The sequence below is a fragment of the Helicobacter suis genome (genome assembly GCF_902196135.1).
Classification (GTDB): Bacteria; Campylobacterota; Campylobacteria; order Campylobacterales; family Helicobacteraceae; genus Helicobacter; species Helicobacter suis_A.
The window spans coordinates 35839-58337 of sequence record NZ_CABIKE010000003.1; the positions used below are offsets into that span (position 1 = coordinate 35839).

Consider the following 22499-nt stretch of genomic DNA (forward strand, 5'->3'; position numbering starts at 1 on the left):
CAGAGTCCATTCTAAAAAGAGAATGTGTGCCTTAACTAAGGCCTAAAAATCTACCGTTCAATCACTTCGTATTTAAGCCCTTGCTTAACTAGTTCTTCTAAAAAAGGATCGGGATTGAGTTGTTCTAAATTAAACACCCCTTTAGAATTTTCCCCGCCCCAAATGCCCTTACAAATTAAAATCGCCCCTACCACAGCGGGTACACCTGTTGTATAGCTAACAGCTTGGCTACCCACCTCTGCATAACATTTTTGGTGATCGCAAACATTGTAAATATAAAGGTATTTTTCTTTCTTATTTTTAGTGCCATGGATATAACAACCAATATTAGTTTTGCCCCTCACTTTGCCGGCTAAACTAGCTGGATCGGGTAAAAGTTGTTTGAGTATTTGGATAGGCACGATTTTACCTATTTGGCCATCAGCTAGGGGTACATCTACAGGTTGAATACCTAACATCCCCACATTAGCCAAACAGCGCATATGGTTAAGATAATCATCTGAAAAGGTCATGAAAAAGCGGATGCGCTTTAAACCCTGAATATACTTGGCTAGAGATTCTAATTCCTCATGGTAGAGTAAATAAGAAGTGCGCTCGCCAATTTCAGGATAAGCCCAAGTTTGCTTAATTTCTAAAGGTTTTGTTTTAATCCATGCCCCATTTTCATAATAACGCCCCGGGGCACTCACCTCACGCAAATTAATCTCAGGGTTAAAATTAGTCGCAAAAGGATAGGGGTGGGTGCCGGCATTGCAATCTAAAATATCAATGTTATAGATTTCATCAAAATGGTGTTTTTGGGCATAAGCGCAAAAGACATTGGTTACACCCGGATCAAACCCGCTACCTAGCAAAGCAAAAATCTGCGCATCTTTATAGGCTTTATCAAAAGCCCATTGTTCTTTATATTCAAACTTAGCTAAATCGGGGTGTTCATAATTAGCTGTGTCTAAATAATTGGTCTTGGTGAGTAAACATGCCTGCATGATTGCTAAATCTTGATAGGGCAGGGCGATATTAAGCACCACCTTAGGTTTGTATTTTTCAATTAAACTCACCACAGCCTCTATACAATCTGCATCCACTTGCTCACAAATTATCTCCCCTAACCCCTTAGCTTTAATGCTACTAGCAATACTTTGGCATTTACTTAAAGTGCGGCTAGCCAGTACCACCCTTTCAAACAAGTCGCGGTTTTGGCACAACTTATGCGCTACCACGCTTCCCACGCCCCCGGCTCCAATTTGTAAAACTGTGAGCATTTATTCCCTTCTGTCAATCTTCACAACTATGCTATTATACAAGAGGTATATTACCTTTTGATTAAATGAAAGAGTCTTTATGATGATGATTAGCCTAGATATTTATGCGACTTTAGTTTGTATGGTAGGCGTGTTATTGCTTGGCCGTTTGATTATCCGCCATGTCAAATTCTTAAGAGACTATGATATTCCTGAACCGGTAGTAGGCGGGGTACTGGTTGCCTTTGTAATTACGGTGTTACACCATTTCTATGATTTCAAACTCGTTTTAGACTCTAGCCTTAAAGACCCGCTCATGCTCACTTTTTTTATCACTATTGGTTTAAGCGCAGATTTTGCCTCTTTAAAAAAAGGGGGCAAAATGCTAGGGGTGTTTTTAATCGTAGTGGGGGTTTTTGTGGTGATACAAAATTTAGTAGGTATTGGGGTGGCTAGCCTCATTGGGGTTAATCCTCTCATGGGTTTGTTAGGGGGCTCTATTTCTCTAACTGGAGGGCATGGTACGAGCGTGGCATGGTCTTCTACTTTTTCTCAACCCCCCTATAATTTCCCTGAAAGTTTAGAAGTTTCTATTGTGTGCGCCACTTTTGGGTTAGTCAGTGGAGGGGTTATTGGTGGGCCTGTAGCTCATTATCTGATTAAAAAATACCACTTAGAACCCACCAGCCAAGAGAAACAACAACGCGAATTAGCCCCCAAGCTTGCCTTTGAAACCCCCAAACAAGAAAGACTCATCACCGCTAATAGTTTTATTAATAGTTTGGCTTTAGTCAGTCTTTCTTTATTGCTAGGTACATTTATTGCTAAATACGCTAAATTTGCCCATATCGGGAGTTTTACCCTACCCACTTTGCCTACTTTTGTTTGGTGTTTATTTGTGGGCGTGCTTTTAAGAAATTTTCTTTTTTATAGCAAAATCCACCAAGTTTTTGATCGCGAAGTAAGCGTAATTGGCAATGTCAGTTTGAGTTTATTTTTAGCCTTTGCCCTCATGAGCATTAATTTAATGGAATTGATCAATCTTGCTTTACCCATTGCTATCATTCTGACCGTTCAAGTAGCGGTGATGATACTTTATAGCGTCTTTGTAACTTTCCGTGTGTGTGGTAAAAACTACGATGCAGCCGTGCTAAGTGCCGGACATTGTGGCTTTGGACTAGGCGCTACCCCTACAGCAATGGTCAACATGCAAACTATTACCAACCACTATGGCCCTAGCCATGTTGCCTTTATTGTTGTACCTCTAGTGGGGGCGTTTTTTGTAGATATGATCAACGCTCTAGCGATCAAGGGATTTTTAGCCCTACCCTTCCACTACTAATGCTCACTGAAATTTTAATGCGCGCCTGCCTTGATTGTGCCTATAAAAGCCAGACTTTAGCCTTGCCAAATCCTAGCGTGGCTTGTATGATCTTAGATCAACACCATAACATTTTAGCCTTGCAAGATCACAGCCAAGCAAACACCCCCCATGCTGAAGTACGCGCCCTTAAAGAAGCTTATGATAAACTAAGCCCCATACCCTTTCCAAAAGAAATTAATAGCAAAGATAGAGAACAAACCTACCAATTTTTAAGCAAGCATCATAATAACCTATTTAAAGATTGCACTCTTTTAGTTACTCTAGAACCCTGTAATCATTTTGGTAAAACCCCCCCTTGCGCTGCCCTTCTAGCCCAAATCAAACCTAAAAAAGTGATCATTAGCTGTTTAGAAACCCATAAAAAAGCTATGGGCGGTTTGGCTTGCTTAAAAGAGGCCGGTATTGAGGTGATTACTGGCGTATTAGAAAAAGAGGGCAGGGCTTTACTGTATCCTTTTAAGCGTTTAGAACAAAAGGGGGTGTTTAATCTCTTTAAAATTGCGCTAAGACTAAATGGCTCTTTTGAGGGCAAAATTTCAGGAGAATTAAGCCAAATTTTTACCCATACCCAGCGATCTATTGCCAATTACCTCATCATCTCAGGCCAGAGTGTGCGTAGCGATCGCCCCATTTTAGATAGCCGTTTGAGTGCTTATACAAAGCGCCCCCCTAATATAGCTATTCTTACAAGAAACACAACGCCCTTTGATCTTACTATTCCTCTTTTTCAGGTAGAAAAACGCCAAGTACAGATATGCCACCAAGTGGAGGAGTTGCCATTACAACAGGGTTTTAACATCATTGAGGGAGGTTGGGACTTGTTTGTCAGTCTACAAAAACACATAGACATGCTTTTAATACACCAAAATAGCACCCTAGCCGGATCGCTTAAGTCTACTAAAATTCCTCTACAATCCTTTATTTTTTGTCATAGCCAGCTTTTAGGACCTGATGTATTGGAGTGGTTTATTTGCGATTCTACCAACCACTAAAGGGCTATGCCTACAACAGCACTAGTTTATTTTTAGTCCACTTTGCTTTGCCCTTTATCAAAAAAGGCGATCGGCTTTTAGATGTGGGGGCGGGCTGTGGGATTGTGGGGATTTTGTGCGCTAAAAAATATGCTAATTCTTTAGATTTGATAGAAATAGATAGCAATCTTGCCTTCTTTGCTAGACTTAATAGCCAAAACCTCCCTCAAGCACAAGTCTATCAGGCAAATTTTTTAGATTATCCTTTAACTCCGGGCTATGATGCCATTCTCTCTAATCCCCCCTACTACCCAGCAGAAAGTCTTAAAAGCCCCTACACACAAAAAGCCCGCGCCACGAATCAAAGCTTTTTACCCTTGCTAGATTTTTGTACTAAAGTCTCCTTTTTACTCAAACCAAAGGGTTATTTCATTCTTTGTTACCACGCTAGCTTAGTAGATACCCTTCTTCATGCCTTACAAAAGGCTAAACTGAAAGCTATTTTGTTGCGCTTTGTACACCCCTTTATAAATCAAAAAGCTAGTTTAATTCTTTGCTGTGCGCGTAAAAATTCTAAAAGTCTCTTGCAAGTTAGCCCCCCGCTTATCACGCATAAGGCCAAAGATCAACGCGCCATTACAGATGAGGTTGCTAGCATTTATGCGCGTTTTAAAACCCATAGTATCAAGGCCTCCCTTGAAATGTGCGCATTGTAAACTCCCTATCTCCTCTAAACCTCTAAGCCTAGAGACACTCCATGAAAAACCCCTACAAACCCCGCTTTATTTTTGTTGTAGTGGCTGCAAACAAGTTTTTTTACTCCTACACTCCTTAGAGTTAGAAAGTTTTTATACTAAGTTAGGAGATCGCACTCTAGAGCCTATCTCCCCCATAAAAGAACATGATAGCAATTACTACAACTCTGCCTACTTTCTAAAAAACTTCACCACCCCTTTAGAAAATGGCTATTTAGAAATAGCCCTTTTATTAGAAAATATCCATTGTGCTGCCTGTGTGTGGCTTATTGAGCGGGTACTTTTAAAACAAGAGGGGATTAAAAAAGTACAGATCAACTACACAGCCCAGCGCGCTACCTTAGCCTTTGATCCGCAAAAAATTAACATCGCCACCATTTTAAACACCATTGCCTCCATAGGATACAGAGCGCAAGTCTACGATCCGCGTATCCAAGATAGCCATGCTAGAAAAGAGGAGGAAAAAGCTTTTAGGGCACTAGTGGTGGGGATTTTTGCTAGCATGAATGTGATGTGGATAGCCATTGCTAGCTATGCGGGTTATTTTTCAGGAATGGATGCGTCCATGGCCTTTAAACTCAACCTTGCCTCATGGACGCTAGCTAGTTTGACGCTTGCTATTACAGGGTGGCCATTTTTAAGAGGCGCATTTTATGGACTCAAATATCAATTTGTAGGCATGGATTTTAGCGTGAGTGTGGGCGCGCTGGGGGTTTATGGCTACTCTATTTATGCTACCTTTAAGGGACTAGAACCCTATTTTGAATCCGTATGCATGCTGCTTACCTTTATCTCTGCCTCTAAATTCTTAGAACTTAAAAGTAGGCACAAGGCCAATGCAATCTTAGATCAGTTACAAAATAGTTTACCCTTGCAAGTGCTGGTTTTAGAGTTAGAAAACGGCCAAATAAAGCGCGTACTTAAAGAACCCCAAGAGGTAGAAATTGGAGCGCGTGTAGAAGTGTTGCCCGGGGAGTGCGTGGCATTAGATGGGATTTTAAAAAGCCCTAGTGCTTGTGTGAGTACGCAAGCGCTCAATGGAGAAACTCTACCCATAAATCTTCAAAGCGGGGATAAACTCCTAGCTGGTTATGTCAACCACGCACAAGCCTTTATCTATCAAGTTACAGAGAGTTTTAAACTCTCCTTTTTAAGCCAAATGGTTCAACTTATCCAAAAAAGCTTTGCACAAAAACCTTTATTACAACAAAAAGCCGACACTTTAGCTAGATTCTTTAGCCTAGCTATTCTTTTTATCGCTCTTTTGGGGTTTTTAATCTGGTGTTTTCTAGCAGGCTTATCCAAGGCTTTTATGGTGGCTATGGCGGTGGTGGTGGTTGCCTGCCCTTGTGCCTTTGCTTTAGCAACGCCTATTGCCCTAGTGGTGGGGGTACATTTGGCCTTTAAAAAAGGGGTTTTATTTAAAAAGACAGAAAGTTTAGAGTACTTAGCCAAAGCCAACACGCTTTTTTTAGACAAAACCGGGACTTTAAGCACGGGCTTAAGTGTGGTAGATTATCAAATCCACGCCCCCTATAATCCTAGCTTACTTTTATCTTTAATTTGGCATAACTCCCACCCTATCTCACAAGCTATCAGTGCCTTTTTAAGAAAAGATACCCGCCCAGATATACCATTAAAATCTATCAAGCAAGAGGAAGGCGGCTTAGAGGGGCATTATCAAGATCAACTTATACACGCAGGCAGTGTGGCTTATTTAAAAAGAAAGGGCGTAGAAGTGGGCAATTTGTGTGCAGATTTTGCATGTAGCATTAATTTAACATTGGTATCTAGCTTTGCCCTAAATTCTCCACTTAAACCTAAAGCCATGCAACTTGTACAAACTCTTCAGAAAAAGGGGCTCAATCTAGCCATTTTAAGCGGCGATAGTTCGGCTCAGGTGTTTGAGATCGCTAAAAGTTTAAATATTGCCTGTTTTGCGCCCCTCACGCCCCAGCAAAAATTACAACACATAGAACAAGCCTTAGCCAAACGCCAAATTGTAGTCATGGTAGGCGATGGAATGAATGATACGCCAAGCCTAGCTAAGGCTCATGTCTCAATTTGCATGCATGAAGGGCATGATTTAAGCTTACTGTATAGCGATGTGATTGTGCTTAATAATAGTTTAGAGGGTGTTTTAGAAGCCTTTAGAATTTCTACTAGGGTACACCGCCTCATTAAGCAAAATCTAGCCCTAAGTTTTCTGTATAACACGCTTTTTATCCCCTTAGCCCTCTGTGGGCTTATCACACCATTAATTGCCGCACTTGGCATGGGTTTGAGCTCTTTATTAGTGGTGGGTAATAGTTTGAGACTTCTCTCTAAGAATTTCTAAAACTTTTTGGGCCGTGTCTTTGGCTTCTTTTAAACTCATTTTTTGATGACAGGGTAAAGAAATTTCACTTTTGTAGAAATCTTGCGCCTTAGGAAAATGCAAAGGCCCTAAGAGATTTTGATAGAGTTTAAAGGTGTGGATAGGTTTATAGTGCACCTGCACTCCAATTTGTGCCTTTAAAAGTTGCTCTAAAATCTGGGGCTTATGCGCCCATAAAAAGGGTTTGAGCAAAATAGGGTAGAGGTGGTTAGAGCTTGTGATGTAATTTGGAATTTGTGCATGCAAGCAAGTAAAATAGGGATTATCTTTAAAAGTTGCATCGTAAAACTTAGCAATTTTCTCGCGTGTGGCAATAAAACTATCTAGTTTTTTAAGTTGGCTTAAACCTAAAGCCGCTTGTAATTCTGTCATTCTAAAATTAAAGCCCAAACTTTCTACTTCTACCTCAAAGCCTTTTTTGATCACCCCGTGAGAAACTAAGAGTTTAAGTTTTTGATATAAGTTACTATCATTGGTTGCAACCGCCCCGCCCTCACCGGTGGTGATGGGTTTAATGGCATGGAAGCTAAAAATGCTAGCATCGGCTAAAGTCCCAATCTTAGATCCCTTATAACTACCCCCTAAGCTATGCGAACTATCTGAGATAAAATACAAATTGTGCTTTTTACAAAATGCTTTAATCGCATTTGCCTCTACACTTTTACCCCCATAATCCACACTCACCACCGCCTTAATCGCTTTGTTTTGCACATGCTCTAAAAGATTCTCATCTATATTTCCATCTTCTTTAATGTCGCAAAAAAGAGGCAAGGCATTATTGGCAAGTAACATGCTTGAAGTGGCCACAAAACTTAGCGGAGTGGTAAGAACGATCTGTCCTTCTAAATGCAAAGCCCTATAGATCATAAAAAGCGCACTTGTTGCAGAGGTACACACCACAACATGCTTAACCCCCAAATAACCCGCTAAAGCTTGTTCAAATTGCTCCACTAAGGGCCCTTGTGTGAGATGTGGGCTTTGCAGGGCTTGACTGAGAGCTAAAATATCCTCAGCGCTAATGCTTTGGGTGCTATAGGGGTTCATAGGCTAACCTTACATAAACTGACAAATAAATAAGCATCTAGTATTCCGTTTTTAAAAGTTTCTAGCTAGGGTATCCAGTTTGTTAGAGCTAGACTCTAACCATATCTTAGCAGAAATCCCAAACAAAGGCGTACCAACAAACGCGAAGCATTTGTTATATCAGGAAAAATAGATTTATTTTTAATTTACTTTAATCCACTATTAATAACTCCTATTAGTTTTTTTGGAGGTTTTGCATGTTTAATCCTACCATTTCCGCTGTTCTACGGGGGGGGGGGGGGGGGTAATAGTGGTACTGAGCTAGAGGTTCTTGAAAAGGAAGTTTTTAAAAAGCGTGGGGAGGGTATAAATCCTGCTGGTGGGCGTTTGCAACCAAGTGCGGGGGTATTTGAGAAGCATCGGCAGTTTTTGGCCGACATGGCATATTTCTACCTGCTTGCTAAAAAGAGTGTGGACTCACAAGAATATCCTCTGAAATTAGACTTAGATCCGTCCTTGTTCCATGATATATTGGATATATACATAGAACTTCTAAAAGATTTCGAGGCCTTATTTGAAGAGTTGATCTCTCTTTCTCATGATTTGCTAAATCTTCTAGATATAGAAATTTAAGTATCTTTGGCAAAAATCCCACTCGTCTTTAGCGGGTGGAATGAGTGCCGTCTATTTCCACTTTCGCGGTACAATACCCGCATGTTACGACGATACCCGTTAATTTTTTTTAACAAGGATGTTTTATGTTTGGTGGGTTTTTGTTAGAGGGGTTGTTACTCGCTTTGCTACTTGGTGGTTGTTCTAGCCGCACAGTAATAGCAGCAAAATTTGATCGCAATGTAAAGTATCTTGTGCAGTTTAATAGTAATGATTTTAATGTGGGTGGCTTAGTGAGTGCAGAAATGCCCTATAACCCCAAGAATCCTAATATGACGGAATTGTTGCTTGATAAGGCTATTGCTGCATGTAACTGCGATACTCTTCTCCTACCCCGTTATGAGATTATTCATCCCGGCGGTTATGGCATAACTTTGATCAAAGTTACAGGGAGAGCAGCCACTTTTAGGGCGAGGTAGTGATTGTCCTTCATGTCCATTGCATTCTCATCAAGGATAATTACCAATTGCGCGCTAAAGCCCGCAAGCTTAGCTAAAGCGATTAAGGCGCAGCTATAAGGTTTTGTGCTAAATCGCCAGAGTAAGGGCTCAACTCTAAGGGTGGAGGCTGTGAGAGCGGCCTAGCGGGCGAACCTTGATGATCCTCTCGATCCTCTAACCTATGGGGAGTATGCCAAACACTAAAAGTAAGTTTGAGAATCTTAAAGCTTTTATAGAACAAGCTAATATTTCAAACGTAAAACTACTCAGCGCCATGGATAATGAATAGAGCGATTATTTTTTTGATCCTGATCCGAAGCAACTTAAAAGTATTTGATGATCGTTTTTTCTACTTCCTGCACTATGCCAATGCTTTTTTTGCACTCGAGCATAAGTATACAGAGCAAGATAACAAAGACCAACAAGGCCGAGAAAATATCACTATTACAGATATTTTGAATACAGAGCGTGCTATTGATAAATCTTATAGGTTTTTACAAGAAGGAGAGAACTTAGAATTACTTGATCAAACGATTAAATTATTGCCAAAATGGCAAGAGAAGGGAAAAGAGCTGTGGTTTTTTGGAGTTGAAAGGCCTAAGTTCTTTAATCAAACATTAGAGAATAAAGAAGTATGCCATTTCTTTGCGCTTTTATTCATGGTTAAGACCGGTGCAGAAAAATTGAATCTAGATTATTTGCGCGTTTGTGGGCATTTTATAGAGAACTTCTACTTGTACACTGGAGATATTGAAGGGTGTTTTGGGCTTTTAAAAGAAATTTCTAAGGGGGTTACTGGGGATAATTTTTACCGGTTCTTATCTGAGCATAAAAGAACATCACAATTTAATGAAAAAGTCTACGAGGTAGAACACAGAAAGGCTAAACTTATCTCTAATAATTCAGACTGGAGGGAGGTTTTAGAAAAAGTAAGCGATCATAGATATTTAAGAGGTTATGTAAACTTTTTGCTAGATTTTAGTGGAGGGAAAGATAAAGAAGATTTAGAAAAGTTTAGAAAGTATGCCGAGTTGACTATAGAAATTTTAGATACATTTTTCCTAAAGACAGAGGATTTAGCACTATTCCAAAGAGCGTTTTTGTGTTTTGGGAATTATAGTGTTGGAGCAACTAAGACTACAAATAACATGTTTTTTGGTAACCGTCACGAGACGGGGAGTTTCAGATATAGACAACCTGTATTCCGTCTATTTGAAAAAAGCGATAGGCGCTCTAAAGATGGCAAGTATGAGATAGAGATTTTATATTTTAAAAAGCTTTTAGATTACCTTTTAAAATCTCAAAAGCAAACATTAGAGGAAAAACTGAGAGATATTATTCAGAACTACAGAGATGGAAAATTAAAGGGTGGTGAGGGTTTAGAGCCGCTTGAAAAGAGGTCTTGGTGGGAGCAGCTTTTGATCCAACAAGGAGAGTTGTTTGGATTTATTAATCAAAATCAATCTAAGGATTGTAGGAAAATTCAGATAAACGATCAACAAGTTTACCTTATAAAAGAACGGAATTTTTCTTCGGAATCTAGAGATCTTTTAGGCTATGCCTTGTACTGCTACTGTAAGGAAAAAGAAATTAAGGAGGAAAAAGAAATTAAGGAGCTGAGCTTAGAATATGAAAACAACAGGGGAGCTCGCCAATTTACCATTAAAAATTCTGCTATTTTTGCAGATAGTAAAAAATCTATGATCGAGGTCGCAAAAATAAAATCAGAAGAACAAGAGGGGGAGATAGAGGAATCCATTAAGATTGATCTTAAAGAAGGCGACATTCTTAAGGAATTTGAAAGGGTGTTACCTAAAATCGTAGAAATCGTAGAAAAACAAAAAAACGATCAAAAGAAAGATCAAAACCTCTAAGTGGCTTACTAGCACATTGCTTTTTACTATTCTACGCCCGCTTTTTCATAATACTCCTTAGACTTTTGCGGGGTTTTTTGCACACCAAGTCCATCTTTATACATGATTGCTAGTTGGGTAGCAGCCTTAGTATCCCCCATATCTGCAGCCTTTTTATAGTACTTAAAAGCTTTTTGTAATCTTGCTTTTTTAAAGGAGACTCAAATTGATACATAGTCGCTAAGTACTCATAAGCTTTAGCCAAACCCATATCTGCAGCCTTGTAAAGATACTGCATGGCTTTTTGCACATCCTGTTTGATACGGCACTCATATTGATCCCCCCTATAATCTCCTAAATACATGTCGGCCACATTATAATATCCTTCTGCATTCCCTAAGTCTCCAGCCTTTTTATAATATTGCATGGCTTTTTGGCAGTCTTTTTTACACCCATCCCTTCATAAATATCCCCCTCTTTATACTCTGCTAAGTTTAAATAGCCTTGAGAATCTCCTCTCTTTGCGGCTTTCTGCCAGTATTGTAGAGCTTTTTGAACATATTCTTTAGCTTTTTGGTGGTCTTTTTTCACACCTTCTCCATCCTGATAGAGAAACCCCATGCCAATATAAGCATCTACATTTCCCATATCTATTGCCTTTTGATAATATTCTTTAGCTTTTTTAAAATCTTTATCTGTATTTAGACCATCTCCACTTCTATAAGTCCCATCTCTATACATCTCTGCTAGACTTAAATAGCCCCTAGAATCTCCCTCCTCTCCAGCTTTTTCTAGTACTTTAAGGCTTTCTGAGTGTCTCCACTTCTAAGGGCTTTTTCAGCGATAGAATAAGCGCTCTTCTCCTTAGCCTGTATATTTGCCAAACACAACACCCCCGCCAACGCCATATACAAAATACATTTAAACACCATCTATTTTCTTTAAATTCAATTGATTTTTAACCCACCACCCACTCTCTATAAAGATTAATCGCAATATAAATAACAAATCCAATAAAAATCAAGGCACAGATAAGATCTATCTTTTTGTAATGTTTAAAATATAAATTTTTAACTTTGGGATTTGAAAAGAGCAGGGCTATACAAAGAAAGTATAAAAAACTTTCTGCCACCAAAAGAAACACAAGCAAGCAGAGGGTTAAAAAGTGATAGGAAAAATTTAGGCTTGAGAAAATACTACTGAAATAAAATAAAGCCTTAACATTGCTGATATTTGTTATAAAACCTCTGATAAAGGGTCTGTCCATGTTAATTAAAGTTTCAAAATTCTCTTTTTGCTTTAAATTTTTTAAGAGCAAGAAGGCTAAGTATGACAAATAAAACATGCCAAAGAGAGTTAATAAAATTTTCATGAGAGGGAAAGCCTCTAAAAGCATTTTTAATCCGCTTAATGAGAGAATAATCCAAAAAAAGCAGCCTAAAGAAACGCCACAAACAACCAAAAATGCGCTTTTAAAGTTTGTTTTTAAGGCGTACGAACTAACGATTAAAAAATCAGGTCCTGGGAGTAACAAGGCAAAAAAATCAATCAGCAGAATGGGCAAAAAGCTCACGACTAGGTCCTTTGTTGCAAAATAGTACGCGTTTTAGTTTAAAGACTTTGGGCTAAATTTTAGCCATAAAACTAATGAGAGAAAAGAGATTTTTTGACTTTGTCGTATAAATCTGCGGGGGCTAGCCATTCTTTGATATTATGTTTGATTGAAAAATCCCTTGCTTGAAAATCAATGCAGTGTAATAACTTGAAAATAATTGATTCATTTTCATAGGGTGCGACCAAGCACATGCTAGAAAGGTGGAATTTATCAGAAGATAGCACGATAAAAGTAGGGTATCGGCACAATAAAGGATTTTCATTATTTAGAGTAATCACATCTCCAAAAGATAGTTTTTGAGCTAATTCAATCTCACATGATTTATTTTGTAAAATGATTTGTTTTAAAAATTGTTCAACTAAGCGCTTTCTATCCATTAATATTTTTATATCTCGCAGTTGGCTAGCAAGCTCTGTTTTCTGATTCTCTTTAAAACTTTGGATTTGTAATCTTGGAATGATTTGTAACTGATCTACCATCACCTCCCCACCGCTTACAATATAATTTCTATGTGAAGGGTATTTTCTACTCTGTTTATCTTGTGTTGTTACCGGGAAAGCTAGAACAAATACTTTGTCTTCATAAATAACAAAGTACGGGCGTTTTTCCCCTGTTCATGCCCTTTTCTATAAATATTTTGGGCATACATAAATCCAAGCACCAAAAGCCCCTAGATTTGATAATTCATTTGAGTATAGCGGTGTGCTCTTAAGCGATGCTATGCAGGGGCAGATGCGCAATCTCTTTAAATCTAGCCTCTTTGCTCAAATAAGTAAAGTTGCCTTTTATATCGCGACTCTGGCAGACATCATGGGCCAAACAGTATTCTTGGAGAGGTGCTAGGATAAAAGGGAATTTATCTACAAGACTTTTATGGATAAAAAACGCATTGGTGCTAGATCTATCACAGCCTACCAAAACATAACCTTTCTTAATTCCTAAAGAAAGAAGTGCTGGCAGACTCGCTCCAAAATAAAGCCCGCTGTGGTGTGCTTTAAGGCGGTTAAAGTCCGCCCTATAGGGCACACTCACACAACAATTAGCCCCAAAAATAGCGTTAAACTCGATCACAACAATTGCCGGCTCTACACATTTAATTGCCTCCCATACAAAATAATCCACCCCATCAATGTCTATACTCAAAATAGCGACATTGCTTAAATCTCTAGAACGCAGGTAATCCTCTAAAAGAGAGTTGATATTTTCACGGGTGATAAAGGCACAACGCGCCTCTAAATCATGCGAGACAGAAACAACATCATCTTCTTTAATTTGTTTGTTATGTTCCAAGCTCCCATCCATCACAAGACCTGCAAAACGGCGTTTTCTAAGAAGATAACGGGTGTTGGATTCTTTGTAATTTTCTACGCCAAATTCAATAAAAGCACGGGGGTAGGCAGAGAAGAAGAATCAAGATCAAGCGTTTCTATGAGCAAATCTAAAATCCCATCCTCGCCATTTTGAGAGTAAACCTTAAACTCAAAATCGCGAATATCCACCCCCCCCCCCGATATTATGATGTTTTCGTAAGTTTTTTTATGTTGGTCAGAAAGAGTTTCTGCCTGCAACATGAGGAGCTTTTCTAATTTATCTTGATTAGAACAAGCCTCTGCTTGTAACATGTTTAATTTATCATTAAGGTGGATAGTAGAGGCATAGTTGAGATTAGAAAGCGATGCATACAATCTCTTTTTAAGTGAGCGTATCAAAGGAGCATTTGAGAGCAGTTTGAATAAATCCATTTTACATTCCTGATTAGTGTATTTGATTCTATTGTAAGCCGTTTTGGCTTAAATTCTGTGCACCAAGCATGGCAAAACAAATTTTCCATGACGCGGTAATGTAAAAAAGATATTTCATTTTCACTAAATAACATAGACAAACTAGCCATTATTTGTAAGGATTTCACATAGTTTAAGTTTTTCTTAGCATCTAGTTCAAAAAAGTTTGTCAAGATAACACCGCTATAATCAAAAAGATCGATCAACAATAACAAAATTGGCTATTTATCGCCATCTAGGATAGTTTTAAAGGATTAGGTGCTACAATACTCCCATGCGCATAGATAAATTTTTAAATGCTGTCAATCTTACTAAAAGGCGCTCTATAGCGCTAGACATGCTCAAAGAGCGGGTTGTTTTTGTCAATGGGGTGGTTGTTAAGCCCAGTAAAGAGGTAAAAGTGGGCGATGTGATCGAGCTTAATTGTTTAGATCAAAAAAAGCGCTACAAAGTGCTTGCTATCCCCACCCTTAAAACCATTCCTAAAAGCCAAAGCCATCTGTATTTCCAAATCCTTGATTAAAGATTAACCATGCCCAAAGATTACAAAGATACTTTAATTTTGCCCATAACTTCTTTTCCAATGAAGGCTAATTTAGGTGAAAGTGCGCCTAAGGTTTATGCTAAATGGCAAGAGCAGCACATCTACAATGCTATGCAAAAAAAACGCGCCCACGCACAAGAAAGTTTTATTTTACACGATGGCCCGCCCTATGCTAATGGGCATTTACACATCGGGCATGCCCTTAATAAGATTTTAAAAGATGTGATTTTCAAACACCAGTATTTTTTAGGCAAGCGCGCTAACTATGTGCCCGGCTGGGATTGCCATGGCCTGCCTATTGAACAACAGGTAGAAAAAGATTTTAAAACAGAGCAACATAAACTGCCCCCAGAAAAGCGCCACAATTTAGATGCTTTAGAATTTAGGGATCGTTGCTATAAACACGCGCAAAAATTTATCCATATCCAGCGCGCTGAGTTTTTAGAGCTAGGGGTGGTAGGCGATTATGATCACCCTTATGAAACTTACCAATACGCCTTTGAAGCAAGTATTTATGAAATGCTTTGTATTGCCGCACAAAAAGGTTTACTCAAACAGCGCTTTAAGCCGGTTTATTGGAGTTGGGCGTGTCAAAGCGCGCTAGCAGAGGCAGAGGTAGAATACCAAGATAAACAATCTGATTCGATCTTTGTAGCTTTCAGATTAGAGCAGCAGGCGGGGCAATTTCTTAAAGAGGAGGCGCATTTTAGCACGCAAAATATCCCCAGCCATTTTTTTGTAGTGATTTGGACAACTACGCCTTGGACTTTGCCGGCTAATGTTGCCCTTGCACTTAAACCAAAAACTACTTATGCTATCACCTCCAAAGGGCACATCATCGCTTTAGAGCTAGCCCAAAAACTACTCGATCAAGGCATCTTAGAGGGCGAAATTATTGGCAGTTTTACTAGCGATCTTTTAGAGCATAAACGCGCTATTAACCCGCTTAATCAACGCTCTTCTTTAGTGGTGTTAGGCGATCATGTGAGTTTAGAGGAGGGCAGCGGGGCGGTGCATACTGCCCCCGGGCATGGGGAGGAGGATTATCATTTAGGCTTGCGTTATAATTTAGAGGTACTGGTACCGGTAGATGATAGGGGTTGTTATAATGAGGAGATTTTACAAAAAAAGCTTTTGCCGGAGGCCTTTTTAGGCAAACATGTTTTAAAAAGCCAGCCCCAAATTTTAGAACTCTTAGGGGAGCATTTATTACACCACAAAATCATCACCCACTCTTACCCGCATTGTTGGCGCACCCATGAACCCATTTTATACCGCGCTACCACCCAGTGGTTTATTTTAATGGATACGCCTTTTTTACAAGCCAATGGGAGTTTGAAAACTTTAAGAGAGGTGGCGCTAGAGGCATTAGAAAGTGTAAATTTTTATCCAAAGCAGGGTAAAAATCGCTTAAAAGCTATGATTGAGCAGCGCCCTGATTGGTGTGTGAGTAGACAGCGCAACTGGGGCGTGCCTATGGCTTTTTTTCTAGATAAGAAAACCCAAGAGCCCTTGTTAGAGGAGGCGATTTTAAAGCATATTAAGCAGACCTTTAAAGAGCAGGGTTGTAATGTGTGGTGGGAATTAAGCATTGCAGAACTTTTACCCCCTGAGTTTAAACATTTAGCCCCAACTTTAGAGAAAAACACGCATATTTTAGATGTGTGGTTTGATAGCGGGAGTACTTTTAAGGCGGTGTGTGAGGAGCGCTTGGGGGTTTATCCTAGCGATCTAGTTTTAGAGGGAAGCGATCAACACCGCGGGTGGTTTCAAAGCTCGCTACTACTTAGTTGTATCAAACACTCTAAAGCGCCCTTTAAAGCAGTGCTCACACATGGTTTTACCGTGGATGCTAAGGGGCATAAGATGAGTAAATCTAAGGGCAATGTCTTTTCTTTAGAGGAAGTGCTTAAAACCTATGGGAGTGATATTTTACGCCTGTGGGTGGTGATGAATGACTATCAGGATAACCTCAGCGTCTCTAGTGCCTTTTTTAAACAAACCTCTGAGAGTTATAAAAAGGTGCGTAATACCCTGCGCTTTTTGCTAGCTAACATGGAGGGGTTAGAAACTCTAGTACCCTTACAAGATTTAGGTTTGATTGATCGCTGGATTTTAGCGCTAAGCTCTAGGGTTTTTATACAAGTACAAGATCATTTTAAACATTTTGATTTTGTAAAAGGTTTACAAAAACTTTTAGCTTTCATGGCTAATGAGCTCAGTGGCATTTATTTAGATATTTGTAAAGATAGCCTCTACTGCGCCTTTGAAAAAGATCCTAAACGGCTAGCGATTCAAACTACCATGTTGTACCTTGCCCACCAACTTTGTTTTACTCTAGCCCCCATTTTGACCTACACCATAGAGGAGGTTTTCACACATGCTAGTGATCTGTTTAAAGAGGTGACGCTAGAAGGAGGTGGGGTGTTTGATCTAAAAGAGCCTTTGTTATTTGAGGGGGATCAAGAAATTTTAGAGGATTTTAAACGCCCCTTAGAAGTGCGCGCCCTCTTTAGCGAGGCTTTAGATAGCCTTAAAAAAGAGAAAAAGATTAAAACTTCTTTAGAGTTAGAATTAGGCTTTAAAAACCCTAAAGATTTAAAATTTTCCCACTATGAGGAGTGGCTTATGGTGAGTGTAGTAGGGGGTTTGCAAACAAAAGAGCCACTTTTAGAGGGTGAGGGCTTTAGCCTTTATCTTGCTAGTAAATATAAATGCCCGCGTTGTTGGCAGTTTAACAGTGTGGATCAAGAAAATATTTGCCCGCGTTGTACAGAAGTTTTAAAGAAAAGCGCATGCAAGGTTTAAGCCATTTGGGGCATAAAACCCCCTATATTGACAAATACGACCCCAGTCTCTTAGAAGCCTTTGACAACCCCCACCCGCATTTAGATATTTTTACCCGTCTCTACACAGAGGAATTTACAAGCCTTTGTCCTATCACTTCCCAGCCAGATTTTGCCAGCTTAAGCATTAATTACATTGCCCATTTAAAAATGGTGGAGAGTAAATCGCTTAAACTCTATCTTTTTAGTTTCCGCAATGAAGGCATGTTTGGCGAGGATTGTGCGGGCAAGATTTTAAACGATTTGGTTGCTCTTTTAAAGCCTAAATATTTAGAGGTACAAGCCAAGTTTAGTAAACGCGGGAGCATTGCCTTAGAACCCTTTGTGAGTTACGCAACAAAGGACTACCAAACTTTAAAGCAACAAAGACTTGTAAGGATTTATTAGAGTCTTTTTAAGGCTTTTATCAATCTATGCGTAAACTTTTGCTTTTTTGGGCGTAGTCAGTTATTTGGTAGTTGTAAGCAAATTAGTATGCTTGTGTTATCTGTAAAAGGGCATTTTAGAAACTCTGCAAGAAATCATAACCTAAAGAACCTACGGTTCTTTTCCAGAACGAATCGTATCTGTTAAACCGGGGTAGGGGGCTTTGTTAATCACGGCCTCGTTATTTTGCCCCCTATTTTTGGCATAGGTGATCGTGGCAAATTCAGAGACAAGGTATTTAGGATAGGTGGCGTAGGTATCGCGCGATTTTTCCATTAAAGGGATGTGTTCGTTTTGAAAACAAACCGTGATTTCAGGATGTTCATGTACCCATTTAGGGAAGAAAATCATGCCATGGATTCGCTTTTCACAGGGCATAAAATCCAGAGCTACATCTGTACCTGTAGGTTCTGTCCAAGTGATCTTAAACACGCCCTCTACTAATTGCACTAAATCCACCTCTTGATTTTTAACCCAGCGCCCTGCTACCATGCCCCCGTGGATGCGATAATCAATGGTGTGGCTGTTTTTCACATACAATTCATACTCCCACCCATTATCATAAGTGTAAATAAAATGCATACCTAAAAAATCCTCTAAAGTCCTGCAATCCATTTTTATCCCTTATTTTTCTTTTAATTATAGCCAAGTCCTCCTAAAATGCGGACAAATTTAAAGATTTTACATGATTAATTAGCGATTTTTTGCTAAAGTTGTGGTTTGTATTTTCAGCCTAGCTAACAAAGTTAGAAAGATTGAGATTGCAACAATATTTTTAAACAAGGAGTTTATGATGACAACAACTGTAGGCCAGTATCTGCTGGATCGCTTAAAGGATTATGGGGTACGGCATGTCTTTGGAGTACCCGGGGATTATAATTTGGAGTTTTTAGATCTGATTGAAGATGATCCGGGCTTAGAGTGGGTGGGTAATTGTAACGAGCTTAACGGCGCATATGCTAGCGATGGTTATGGGCGTATTAACTCTATGGCCGCTCTAGTAACTACCTTTGGCGTGGGCGAACTGAGTGCGATTAATGGAATCGCGGGCTCTTATGCTGAAAGTGTACCTGTGGTTAAGATTGTGGGCATGCCCTCAAGAAATGCCTCTATCAATCGCCGCTACATGCACCACACTTTAGGCGATGGGGAGTTTATGAAGTTTTATGATATGTATCGTGCTATCACGGTTGCTCGCACGGTGCTTAACAAACAAAACGCTAAAAGCGAGATCGATCGCGTGTTGGCTGAGTGTGCTTTGCATAAAAAACCGGTTTATATTGGTATCCCTGCTGATGTAGCCCACCTCTCTATTGAGGTTTCTACGCCCATGCTTTATAAACCCAAGAGTGATAAAAAAATTTTAGATTCTTTTTTAGAGGCGGCTAAACAGATTATCAAAAACGCCAAAGCGCCTCTTGTGCTGGCCGACTATGAGATCAAACGCTACAAACTTCAAGATGAATTGCTTGAATTTATTGAAAAGGCTAATCTACCCATCTCCACGCTTGCTATGGGTAAGGGCGCTTTTCCTGAAACACACCCTAATTTTATAGGGATTTATAGCGGTATTTTAAGTGATGAACGGGTTACTTCTGTGGCAAGAGATAAAGATTGTTTGATTCTTCTTGGGGTTAAATTTACAGACTTTTTAACAGCCGGATTTCACTACATCAACACAACCCCGGGCTTTGGTGTCCCTGTTATAGAAGTGCACCCTCTTTATAGCCAAATAGGTGAAAAAGTTTATAGCGATATTTTAATGCCCGATGTGCTCAAAAAACTAGCCACCCTTAAATACAGCGCTAAGTTGCCTCACCCTGAAAAACACGAGCACACTAAACTAAGCGGTAAACTCACCCAGCATAAATTTTTCCAAGTGATTGAACAACATCTGCGCCCTAAAGATGTGTTGCTCACGGAAACAGGAACTTCCTTTTTTGGTTCTATTACAATCCATCTCCCCGAAAAAGTTACTTTTGTAGGACAACCGCTTTGGGGTTCTATTGGCTTTACCTTTGGGGCTTTGCTTGGAACTTGTCTTGCAGATAGAAAACGGCGCAATATTCTTATCATTGGCGATGGCTCTTTCCAGCTCACCGCTCAAGAATTATCCACAATGCTACGAGAAAACCTCACACCTATTATCATCGTGATTAATAACGATGGCTACACTGTGGAGCGCTGTATCCATGGGCCCAATCGCAAATACAACGATATTAATATGTGGCATTACACTAAATTAGTTGAAGTATTTGATGTACATCTCAAACGGCATGCCTTTAGCGCGACTGCCTCTTCTGTAGAAGAACTCAACCACGCCCTAGAGGAAGCGGATAAATCTAAAAAGCTCTCTTTTATAGAGGTGATTATGGATCGCGACGATGCTCCCGTTCTTTTAAAGAAATTGGGCGAAATTGCCTCCAAAAACAACCAACAATAAGGATTGATAGCGCCTAAGGGCGCTACCGCTTAGCCTTTTCATCACCCCTGTAGTTAAGCCAAGAGAATTGACCGGTCAAAATCGGTGGCTATTGTGGCTGTGCTATCGCCTGAACTATTAAAAGGAGTTTAATCGTCCCCGCTTGCTTGTGCGCTATAAGTAATTGCCTCCATGTTTAGGCGTTTAAGTCCAAACCCCCTAAAAAATCAGAGCGTCCGCGCCATACTCAGAAGTGGTAGCTTCTTTTAAAATCACAAAATTTTGGGGGGTGAGTTTGAGTAGGTTTTCAGAATCTCTAGCAAGAAAAAGCGCCTTAGCTCTAGCAAAAACAGCTCTTTGTAAATCCTTACTACTGCTAATTTGTACAATAGCAAGCAAACCTAAATGCGCGCTATACTCCACCATTTGCTTTAAATTCTTTTCTAAAAATTGTGCTTCTAAAAGCAAAGCATCCGCCCCATACACTAGCGCCTCTAAAACTTGGTAACGATCCATAAAAAGATCTTTTTGGATAATAGGCTTACTGCTTAAACGGCGGATATAACCTAATAAATCAAGCGTTTCTAAAGACGGGGGGCTTTGATAGATTTGGCTAAAATCTAGCAAAAGGGCGGAGTAATTACTCTGCTCGGCTTCTTGTACCCTTTGTACTAAATTTTCTAAATCGTGGGTGGCATTAAGGGTAAGGATTTTATGAGGTTCTTTAAGGCGTCTGAGATTTTCTAAATCAAGTCTTGGCAAATGCGGGTTATAGGCTAAACTCCTGCCCAACATCTCAAAGGGGCGTAAAGTTTGCCTTAATTCAAGAGATTGCTTTAAATATTCTAGTGACACTCTGCAATAGATTTAGAGTGGGCTTTAAGCTCGGACTGAGAATTAATCGCCTCCTCAGAAATGGTTAAAAAGAGCTTTTTAGCCTCAGCACAATTACCCAGTTTATAATATCCCCAAGCTAGAGAATCAATATAAAACACCGAATCGGGTTCTATTTTCAAGGCCATTTTGACATAATCAATACCCTTACGGATATTTAAATTATATTCAATCAGAGAATAACCCAAGAAATTATAAAAAAAGGCATCTTGGGCGTCTAAATTGCCCTTATTGCGCCTTAATTGGTACTGGCGTTCTGCAATGGCTTGTTCTAATTTACGGGTTATGGGGAGAATTTCAGCCCTTTTAGGGGGTTTTTTAGCGCTTATATCCTCGTAAGAATAAACAGCCTCTAGGGCTAAAAACTTAGGGTCTTTGCGTTCATTATAAAGTAAACCCGCCTGTTTAGAAGCAAGGGCAAATTTCTTTTGCGCGGTGTATAGATCAAGTAATAGCCGTCTATCAAAGGGATAATTTAAAGCAATTTTCTCCGCCTTACTAAACTCTTTTAGCATGGTCAAAATCCCGATATAAAGCTGGGCATTTTGCACCACTGGATCTTTTTCATAAAGAGTAGCAAAGGCTTCTTTGGCCTTTTGTAATTGGTGGAGCTGGATTAAAGTATTAAAACTTTTTTGGCACAACTCAGGCGAACAGCCATATTCCTCTAGATGTGAGGCGATCAAATCGGCGGCCTCTTGCTGGTTATTTTGAATCAAATAGAGGGTAATGAGTTTTTCTAGACTATCCTCATCGTGTACTTGGTTATAAAGCTTACTTAAAACATCAAAGGCTTTGGTGTATTTTTTCTGGCTAATATAAAGCGATCCCAGTACATTATCTAGCATTAAAGACTTGTCTTCTTTGCGGATTTTCTCTAACAAAGCAACCGCTTTATCCAGCTGACCGGTTTTAATATAGCCATCTACTAAAATCTTATTGATAGAAAGGTCTTTATTGTTCTTAGTAACCCGCTTATAAAGCATGGCTAATTCTACAGCGGTGTTAATATCCCCATAGCTAGCAGCAGAAATCGCCGCCTCTTTGGCATAAATGATATTATTAGTTTCTTTATACAAATGGAGATAATCTTTTTTAGCTGCCGCAAAATCCCCCCGCTGGAAAGCATCTGAAGCGATCAAAATCTGTTGATCTTCAGTAACGCTTTGGGCTAAAAGGGTGCTACAGAGTAATCCTAAATTTAACCATTTCCATTTACGCATCTGCTTTTGCATCACACCTCACTTCCTAGAGT

General features: G+C 39.6%; 22 protein-coding genes and 1 pseudogene. 10 read left to right on the top strand and 13 right to left on the bottom strand.

The window, feature by feature from the left end:
- Positions 1-50: 50 nt before the first annotated feature.
- Positions 51-1262: a saccharopine dehydrogenase family protein gene (locus tag G6Q06_RS02800; protein ID WP_163535297.1), complete on the bottom strand. Its 1212-nt coding sequence runs from the start codon at positions 1260-1262 to the stop codon at positions 51-53.
- A 79-nt stretch (positions 1263-1341) separates the two neighbouring features.
- On the opposite strand from G6Q06_RS02800, the gene gltS reads away from it, so the two are divergent.
- From gltS to G6Q06_RS02820, 4 genes are read left to right on the top strand one after another with little or no spacing between them, the layout of a single operon-like run.
- Positions 1342-2583, top strand: coding sequence for a sodium/glutamate symporter (gltS, locus tag G6Q06_RS02805; protein WP_163531871.1), 1242 nt, complete (start codon positions 1342-1344; stop codon positions 2581-2583).
- Positions 2583-3617: a bifunctional diaminohydroxyphosphoribosylaminopyrimidine deaminase/5-amino-6-(5-phosphoribosylamino)uracil reductase RibD gene (gene ribD, locus G6Q06_RS02810; RefSeq protein WP_240329172.1), complete on the top strand. Its 1035-nt coding sequence runs from the start codon at positions 2583-2585 to the stop codon at positions 3615-3617. Before gltS ends, ribD begins: the two co-directional genes overlap by 1 nt.
- Positions 3587-4312, top strand: a complete 726-nt coding sequence (locus G6Q06_RS02815; protein ID WP_240329173.1) for a tRNA1(Val) (adenine(37)-N6)-methyltransferase — start codon at positions 3587-3589, stop codon at positions 4310-4312. Before ribD ends, G6Q06_RS02815 begins: the two co-directional genes overlap by 31 nt.
- The gene (locus G6Q06_RS02820) at positions 4293-6689 is read left to right on the top strand and encodes a heavy metal translocating P-type ATPase (protein WP_240329174.1); all 2397 of its coding nucleotides are present in this window, start codon (positions 4293-4295) and stop codon (positions 6687-6689) included. Before G6Q06_RS02815 ends, G6Q06_RS02820 begins: the two co-directional genes overlap by 20 nt.
- On the opposite strand, the gene pseC is transcribed toward G6Q06_RS02820, so the two are convergent.
- Complete coding sequence (gene pseC / locus G6Q06_RS02825; RefSeq protein WP_163565655.1) at positions 6645-7772, bottom strand: UDP-4-amino-4,6-dideoxy-N-acetyl-beta-L-altrosamine transaminase; 1128 nt, start codon at positions 7770-7772, stop codon at positions 6645-6647. The two genes, G6Q06_RS02820 and pseC, sit on opposite strands and share 45 nt — an antisense overlap.
- A gap of 737 nt (positions 7773-8509) precedes the next feature.
- On the opposite strand from pseC, the gene G6Q06_RS02830 reads away from it, so the two are divergent.
- Positions 8510-8842 (top strand): hypothetical protein, encoded by a 333-nt coding sequence (locus G6Q06_RS02830; protein WP_163565656.1) that lies wholly within the window; start codon positions 8510-8512, stop codon positions 8840-8842.
- A gap of 323 nt (positions 8843-9165) precedes the next feature.
- Positions 9166-10737 carry a hypothetical protein gene (locus G6Q06_RS02835; RefSeq protein ID WP_163565657.1) on the top strand — a complete coding sequence of 524 codons (1572 nt, stop codon included), beginning with the start codon at positions 9166-9168 and terminating at the stop codon, positions 10735-10737.
- A gap of 26 nt (positions 10738-10763) precedes the next feature.
- On the opposite strand, the gene G6Q06_RS02840 is transcribed toward G6Q06_RS02835, so the two are convergent.
- From G6Q06_RS02840 to G6Q06_RS02875, 8 genes and pseudogenes are all read right to left on the bottom strand, one after another.
- Entirely contained in the window at positions 10764-10877 is a 114-nt protein-coding gene (locus G6Q06_RS02840) for an SEL1-like repeat protein (RefSeq protein ID WP_205435807.1), read from the bottom strand.
- A 116-nt stretch (positions 10878-10993) separates the two neighbouring features.
- Positions 10994-11143: pseudogene (locus tag G6Q06_RS08835) on the bottom strand (tetratricopeptide repeat protein); the annotation flags it as partial.
- Positions 11113-11457, bottom strand: coding sequence for a tetratricopeptide repeat protein (locus G6Q06_RS08525; protein WP_163565730.1), 345 nt, complete (start codon positions 11455-11457; stop codon positions 11113-11115). The pseudogene G6Q06_RS08835 and the gene G6Q06_RS08525, both read right to left, overlap by 31 nt.
- 50 nt (positions 11458-11507) lie before the next feature.
- Positions 11508-11648 (bottom strand): hypothetical protein, encoded by a 141-nt coding sequence (locus G6Q06_RS02855; protein WP_163565659.1) that lies wholly within the window; start codon positions 11646-11648, stop codon positions 11508-11510.
- A 26-nt stretch (positions 11649-11674) separates the two neighbouring features.
- The gene (locus G6Q06_RS02860) at positions 11675-12289 is read right to left on the bottom strand and encodes a LysE family transporter (protein WP_163565660.1); all 615 of its coding nucleotides are present in this window, start codon (positions 12287-12289) and stop codon (positions 11675-11677) included.
- A gap of 71 nt (positions 12290-12360) precedes the next feature.
- Complete coding sequence (locus tag G6Q06_RS02865; RefSeq protein WP_240329175.1) at positions 12361-12810, bottom strand: hypothetical protein; 450 nt, start codon at positions 12808-12810, stop codon at positions 12361-12363.
- Between the two features lie 229 nt (positions 12811-13039).
- On the bottom strand, positions 13040-13621 hold the full coding sequence (locus tag G6Q06_RS02870; protein WP_163565661.1) for a hypothetical protein: 582 nt from the start codon (positions 13619-13621) through the stop codon (positions 13040-13042).
- A gap of 74 nt (positions 13622-13695) precedes the next feature.
- On the bottom strand, positions 13696-14073 hold the full coding sequence (locus G6Q06_RS02875; RefSeq protein WP_163565662.1) for a hypothetical protein: 378 nt from the start codon (positions 14071-14073) through the stop codon (positions 13696-13698).
- A gap of 313 nt (positions 14074-14386) precedes the next feature.
- Here G6Q06_RS02875 and G6Q06_RS02880 point away from each other — a divergent pair, with 313 nt between their 5' ends.
- The 3 genes from G6Q06_RS02880 to queF are packed head-to-tail and all read left to right on the top strand — an operon-like array spanning position 14387 to position 17889.
- Positions 14387-14635, top strand: coding sequence for a S4 domain-containing protein (locus G6Q06_RS02880; RefSeq protein WP_163565663.1), 249 nt, complete (start codon positions 14387-14389; stop codon positions 14633-14635).
- A gap of 9 nt (positions 14636-14644) precedes the next feature.
- Positions 14645-17464: an isoleucine--tRNA ligase gene (ileS, locus tag G6Q06_RS02885; RefSeq protein WP_163565664.1), complete on the top strand. Its 2820-nt coding sequence runs from the start codon at positions 14645-14647 to the stop codon at positions 17462-17464.
- On the top strand, positions 17452-17889 hold the full coding sequence (gene queF, locus G6Q06_RS02890; RefSeq protein WP_205435808.1) for a preQ(1) synthase: 438 nt from the start codon (positions 17452-17454) through the stop codon (positions 17887-17889). The genes ileS and queF overlap by 13 nt, the downstream gene beginning before the upstream one ends.
- A gap of 150 nt (positions 17890-18039) precedes the next feature.
- Here queF and G6Q06_RS02895 read toward each other — a convergent pair whose 3' ends face one another.
- Positions 18040-18543: a phenolic acid decarboxylase gene (locus G6Q06_RS02895; protein WP_163534504.1), complete on the bottom strand. Its 504-nt coding sequence runs from the start codon at positions 18541-18543 to the stop codon at positions 18040-18042.
- Positions 18544-18721: 178 nt separating this feature from the next.
- Between G6Q06_RS02895 and G6Q06_RS02900 the strand changes: the two genes are divergently transcribed.
- The gene (locus G6Q06_RS02900) at positions 18722-20371 is read left to right on the top strand and encodes an alpha-keto acid decarboxylase family protein (RefSeq protein ID WP_163565665.1); all 1650 of its coding nucleotides are present in this window, start codon (positions 18722-18724) and stop codon (positions 20369-20371) included.
- Between the two features lie 198 nt (positions 20372-20569).
- Here G6Q06_RS02900 and G6Q06_RS02905 read toward each other — a convergent pair whose 3' ends face one another.
- Both G6Q06_RS02905 and G6Q06_RS02910 read right to left on the bottom strand, forming a co-directional pair.
- Positions 20570-21205 carry an indole-3-glycerol phosphate synthase gene (locus G6Q06_RS02905; RefSeq protein ID WP_240329176.1) on the bottom strand — a complete coding sequence of 212 codons (636 nt, stop codon included), beginning with the start codon at positions 21203-21205 and terminating at the stop codon, positions 20570-20572.
- On the bottom strand, positions 21196-22479 hold the full coding sequence (locus G6Q06_RS02910) for an ATP-dependent nuclease subunit B (protein ID WP_163565666.1): 1284 nt from the start codon (positions 22477-22479) through the stop codon (positions 21196-21198). Before G6Q06_RS02910 ends, G6Q06_RS02905 begins: the two co-directional genes overlap by 10 nt.
- Positions 22480-22499: the final 20 nt, after the last annotated feature.

What these genes read in the sequence shown, in the direction of transcription:
- G6Q06_RS02800 (WP_163535297.1), bottom strand. Translation starts at nt 1,262, where the DNA reads ATGCTCACAGTTTTACAAATTGGAGCCGGGGGCGTGGGAAGCGTGGTA.
- gltS (WP_163531871.1), top strand. Translation starts at nt 1,342, where the DNA reads ATGATGATGATTAGCCTAGATATTTATGCGACTTTAGTTTGTATGGTA.
- ribD (WP_240329172.1), top strand. Translation starts at nt 2,583, where the DNA reads ATGCTCACTGAAATTTTAATGCGCGCCTGCCTTGATTGTGCCTATAAA.
- pseC (WP_163565655.1), bottom strand. Translation starts at nt 7,772, where the DNA reads ATGAACCCCTATAGCACCCAAAGCATTAGCGCTGAGGATATTTTAGCT.
- G6Q06_RS02830 (WP_163565656.1), top strand. Translation starts at nt 8,510, where the DNA reads ATGTTTGGTGGGTTTTTGTTAGAGGGGTTGTTACTCGCTTTGCTACTT.
- G6Q06_RS02840 (WP_205435807.1), bottom strand. Translation starts at nt 10,877, where the DNA reads ATGGGGGATACTAAGGCTGCTACCCAACTAGCAATCATGTATAAAGAT.
- G6Q06_RS08525 (WP_163565730.1), bottom strand. Translation starts at nt 11,457, where the DNA reads ATGTATAGAGATGGGACTTATAGAAGTGGAGATGGTCTAAATACAGAT.
- G6Q06_RS02855 (WP_163565659.1), bottom strand. Translation starts at nt 11,648, where the DNA reads ATGGTGTTTAAATGTATTTTGTATATGGCGTTGGCGGGGGTGTTGTGT.
- G6Q06_RS02865 (WP_240329175.1), bottom strand. Translation starts at nt 12,810, where the DNA reads ATGGTAGATCAGTTACAAATCATTCCAAGATTACAAATCCAAAGTTTT.
- G6Q06_RS02875 (WP_163565662.1), bottom strand. Translation starts at nt 14,073, where the DNA reads ATGGATTTATTCAAACTGCTCTCAAATGCTCCTTTGATACGCTCACTT.
- G6Q06_RS02880 (WP_163565663.1), top strand. Translation starts at nt 14,387, where the DNA reads ATGCGCATAGATAAATTTTTAAATGCTGTCAATCTTACTAAAAGGCGC.
- ileS (WP_163565664.1), top strand. Translation starts at nt 14,645, where the DNA reads ATGCCCAAAGATTACAAAGATACTTTAATTTTGCCCATAACTTCTTTT.
- queF (WP_205435808.1), top strand. Translation starts at nt 17,452, where the DNA reads ATGCAAGGTTTAAGCCATTTGGGGCATAAAACCCCCTATATTGACAAA.
- G6Q06_RS02895 (WP_163534504.1), bottom strand. Translation starts at nt 18,543, where the DNA reads ATGGATTGCAGGACTTTAGAGGATTTTTTAGGTATGCATTTTATTTAC.
- G6Q06_RS02900 (WP_163565665.1), top strand. Translation starts at nt 18,722, where the DNA reads ATGACAACAACTGTAGGCCAGTATCTGCTGGATCGCTTAAAGGATTAT.
- G6Q06_RS02910 (WP_163565666.1), bottom strand. Translation starts at nt 22,479, where the DNA reads ATGCAAAAGCAGATGCGTAAATGGAAATGGTTAAATTTAGGATTACTC.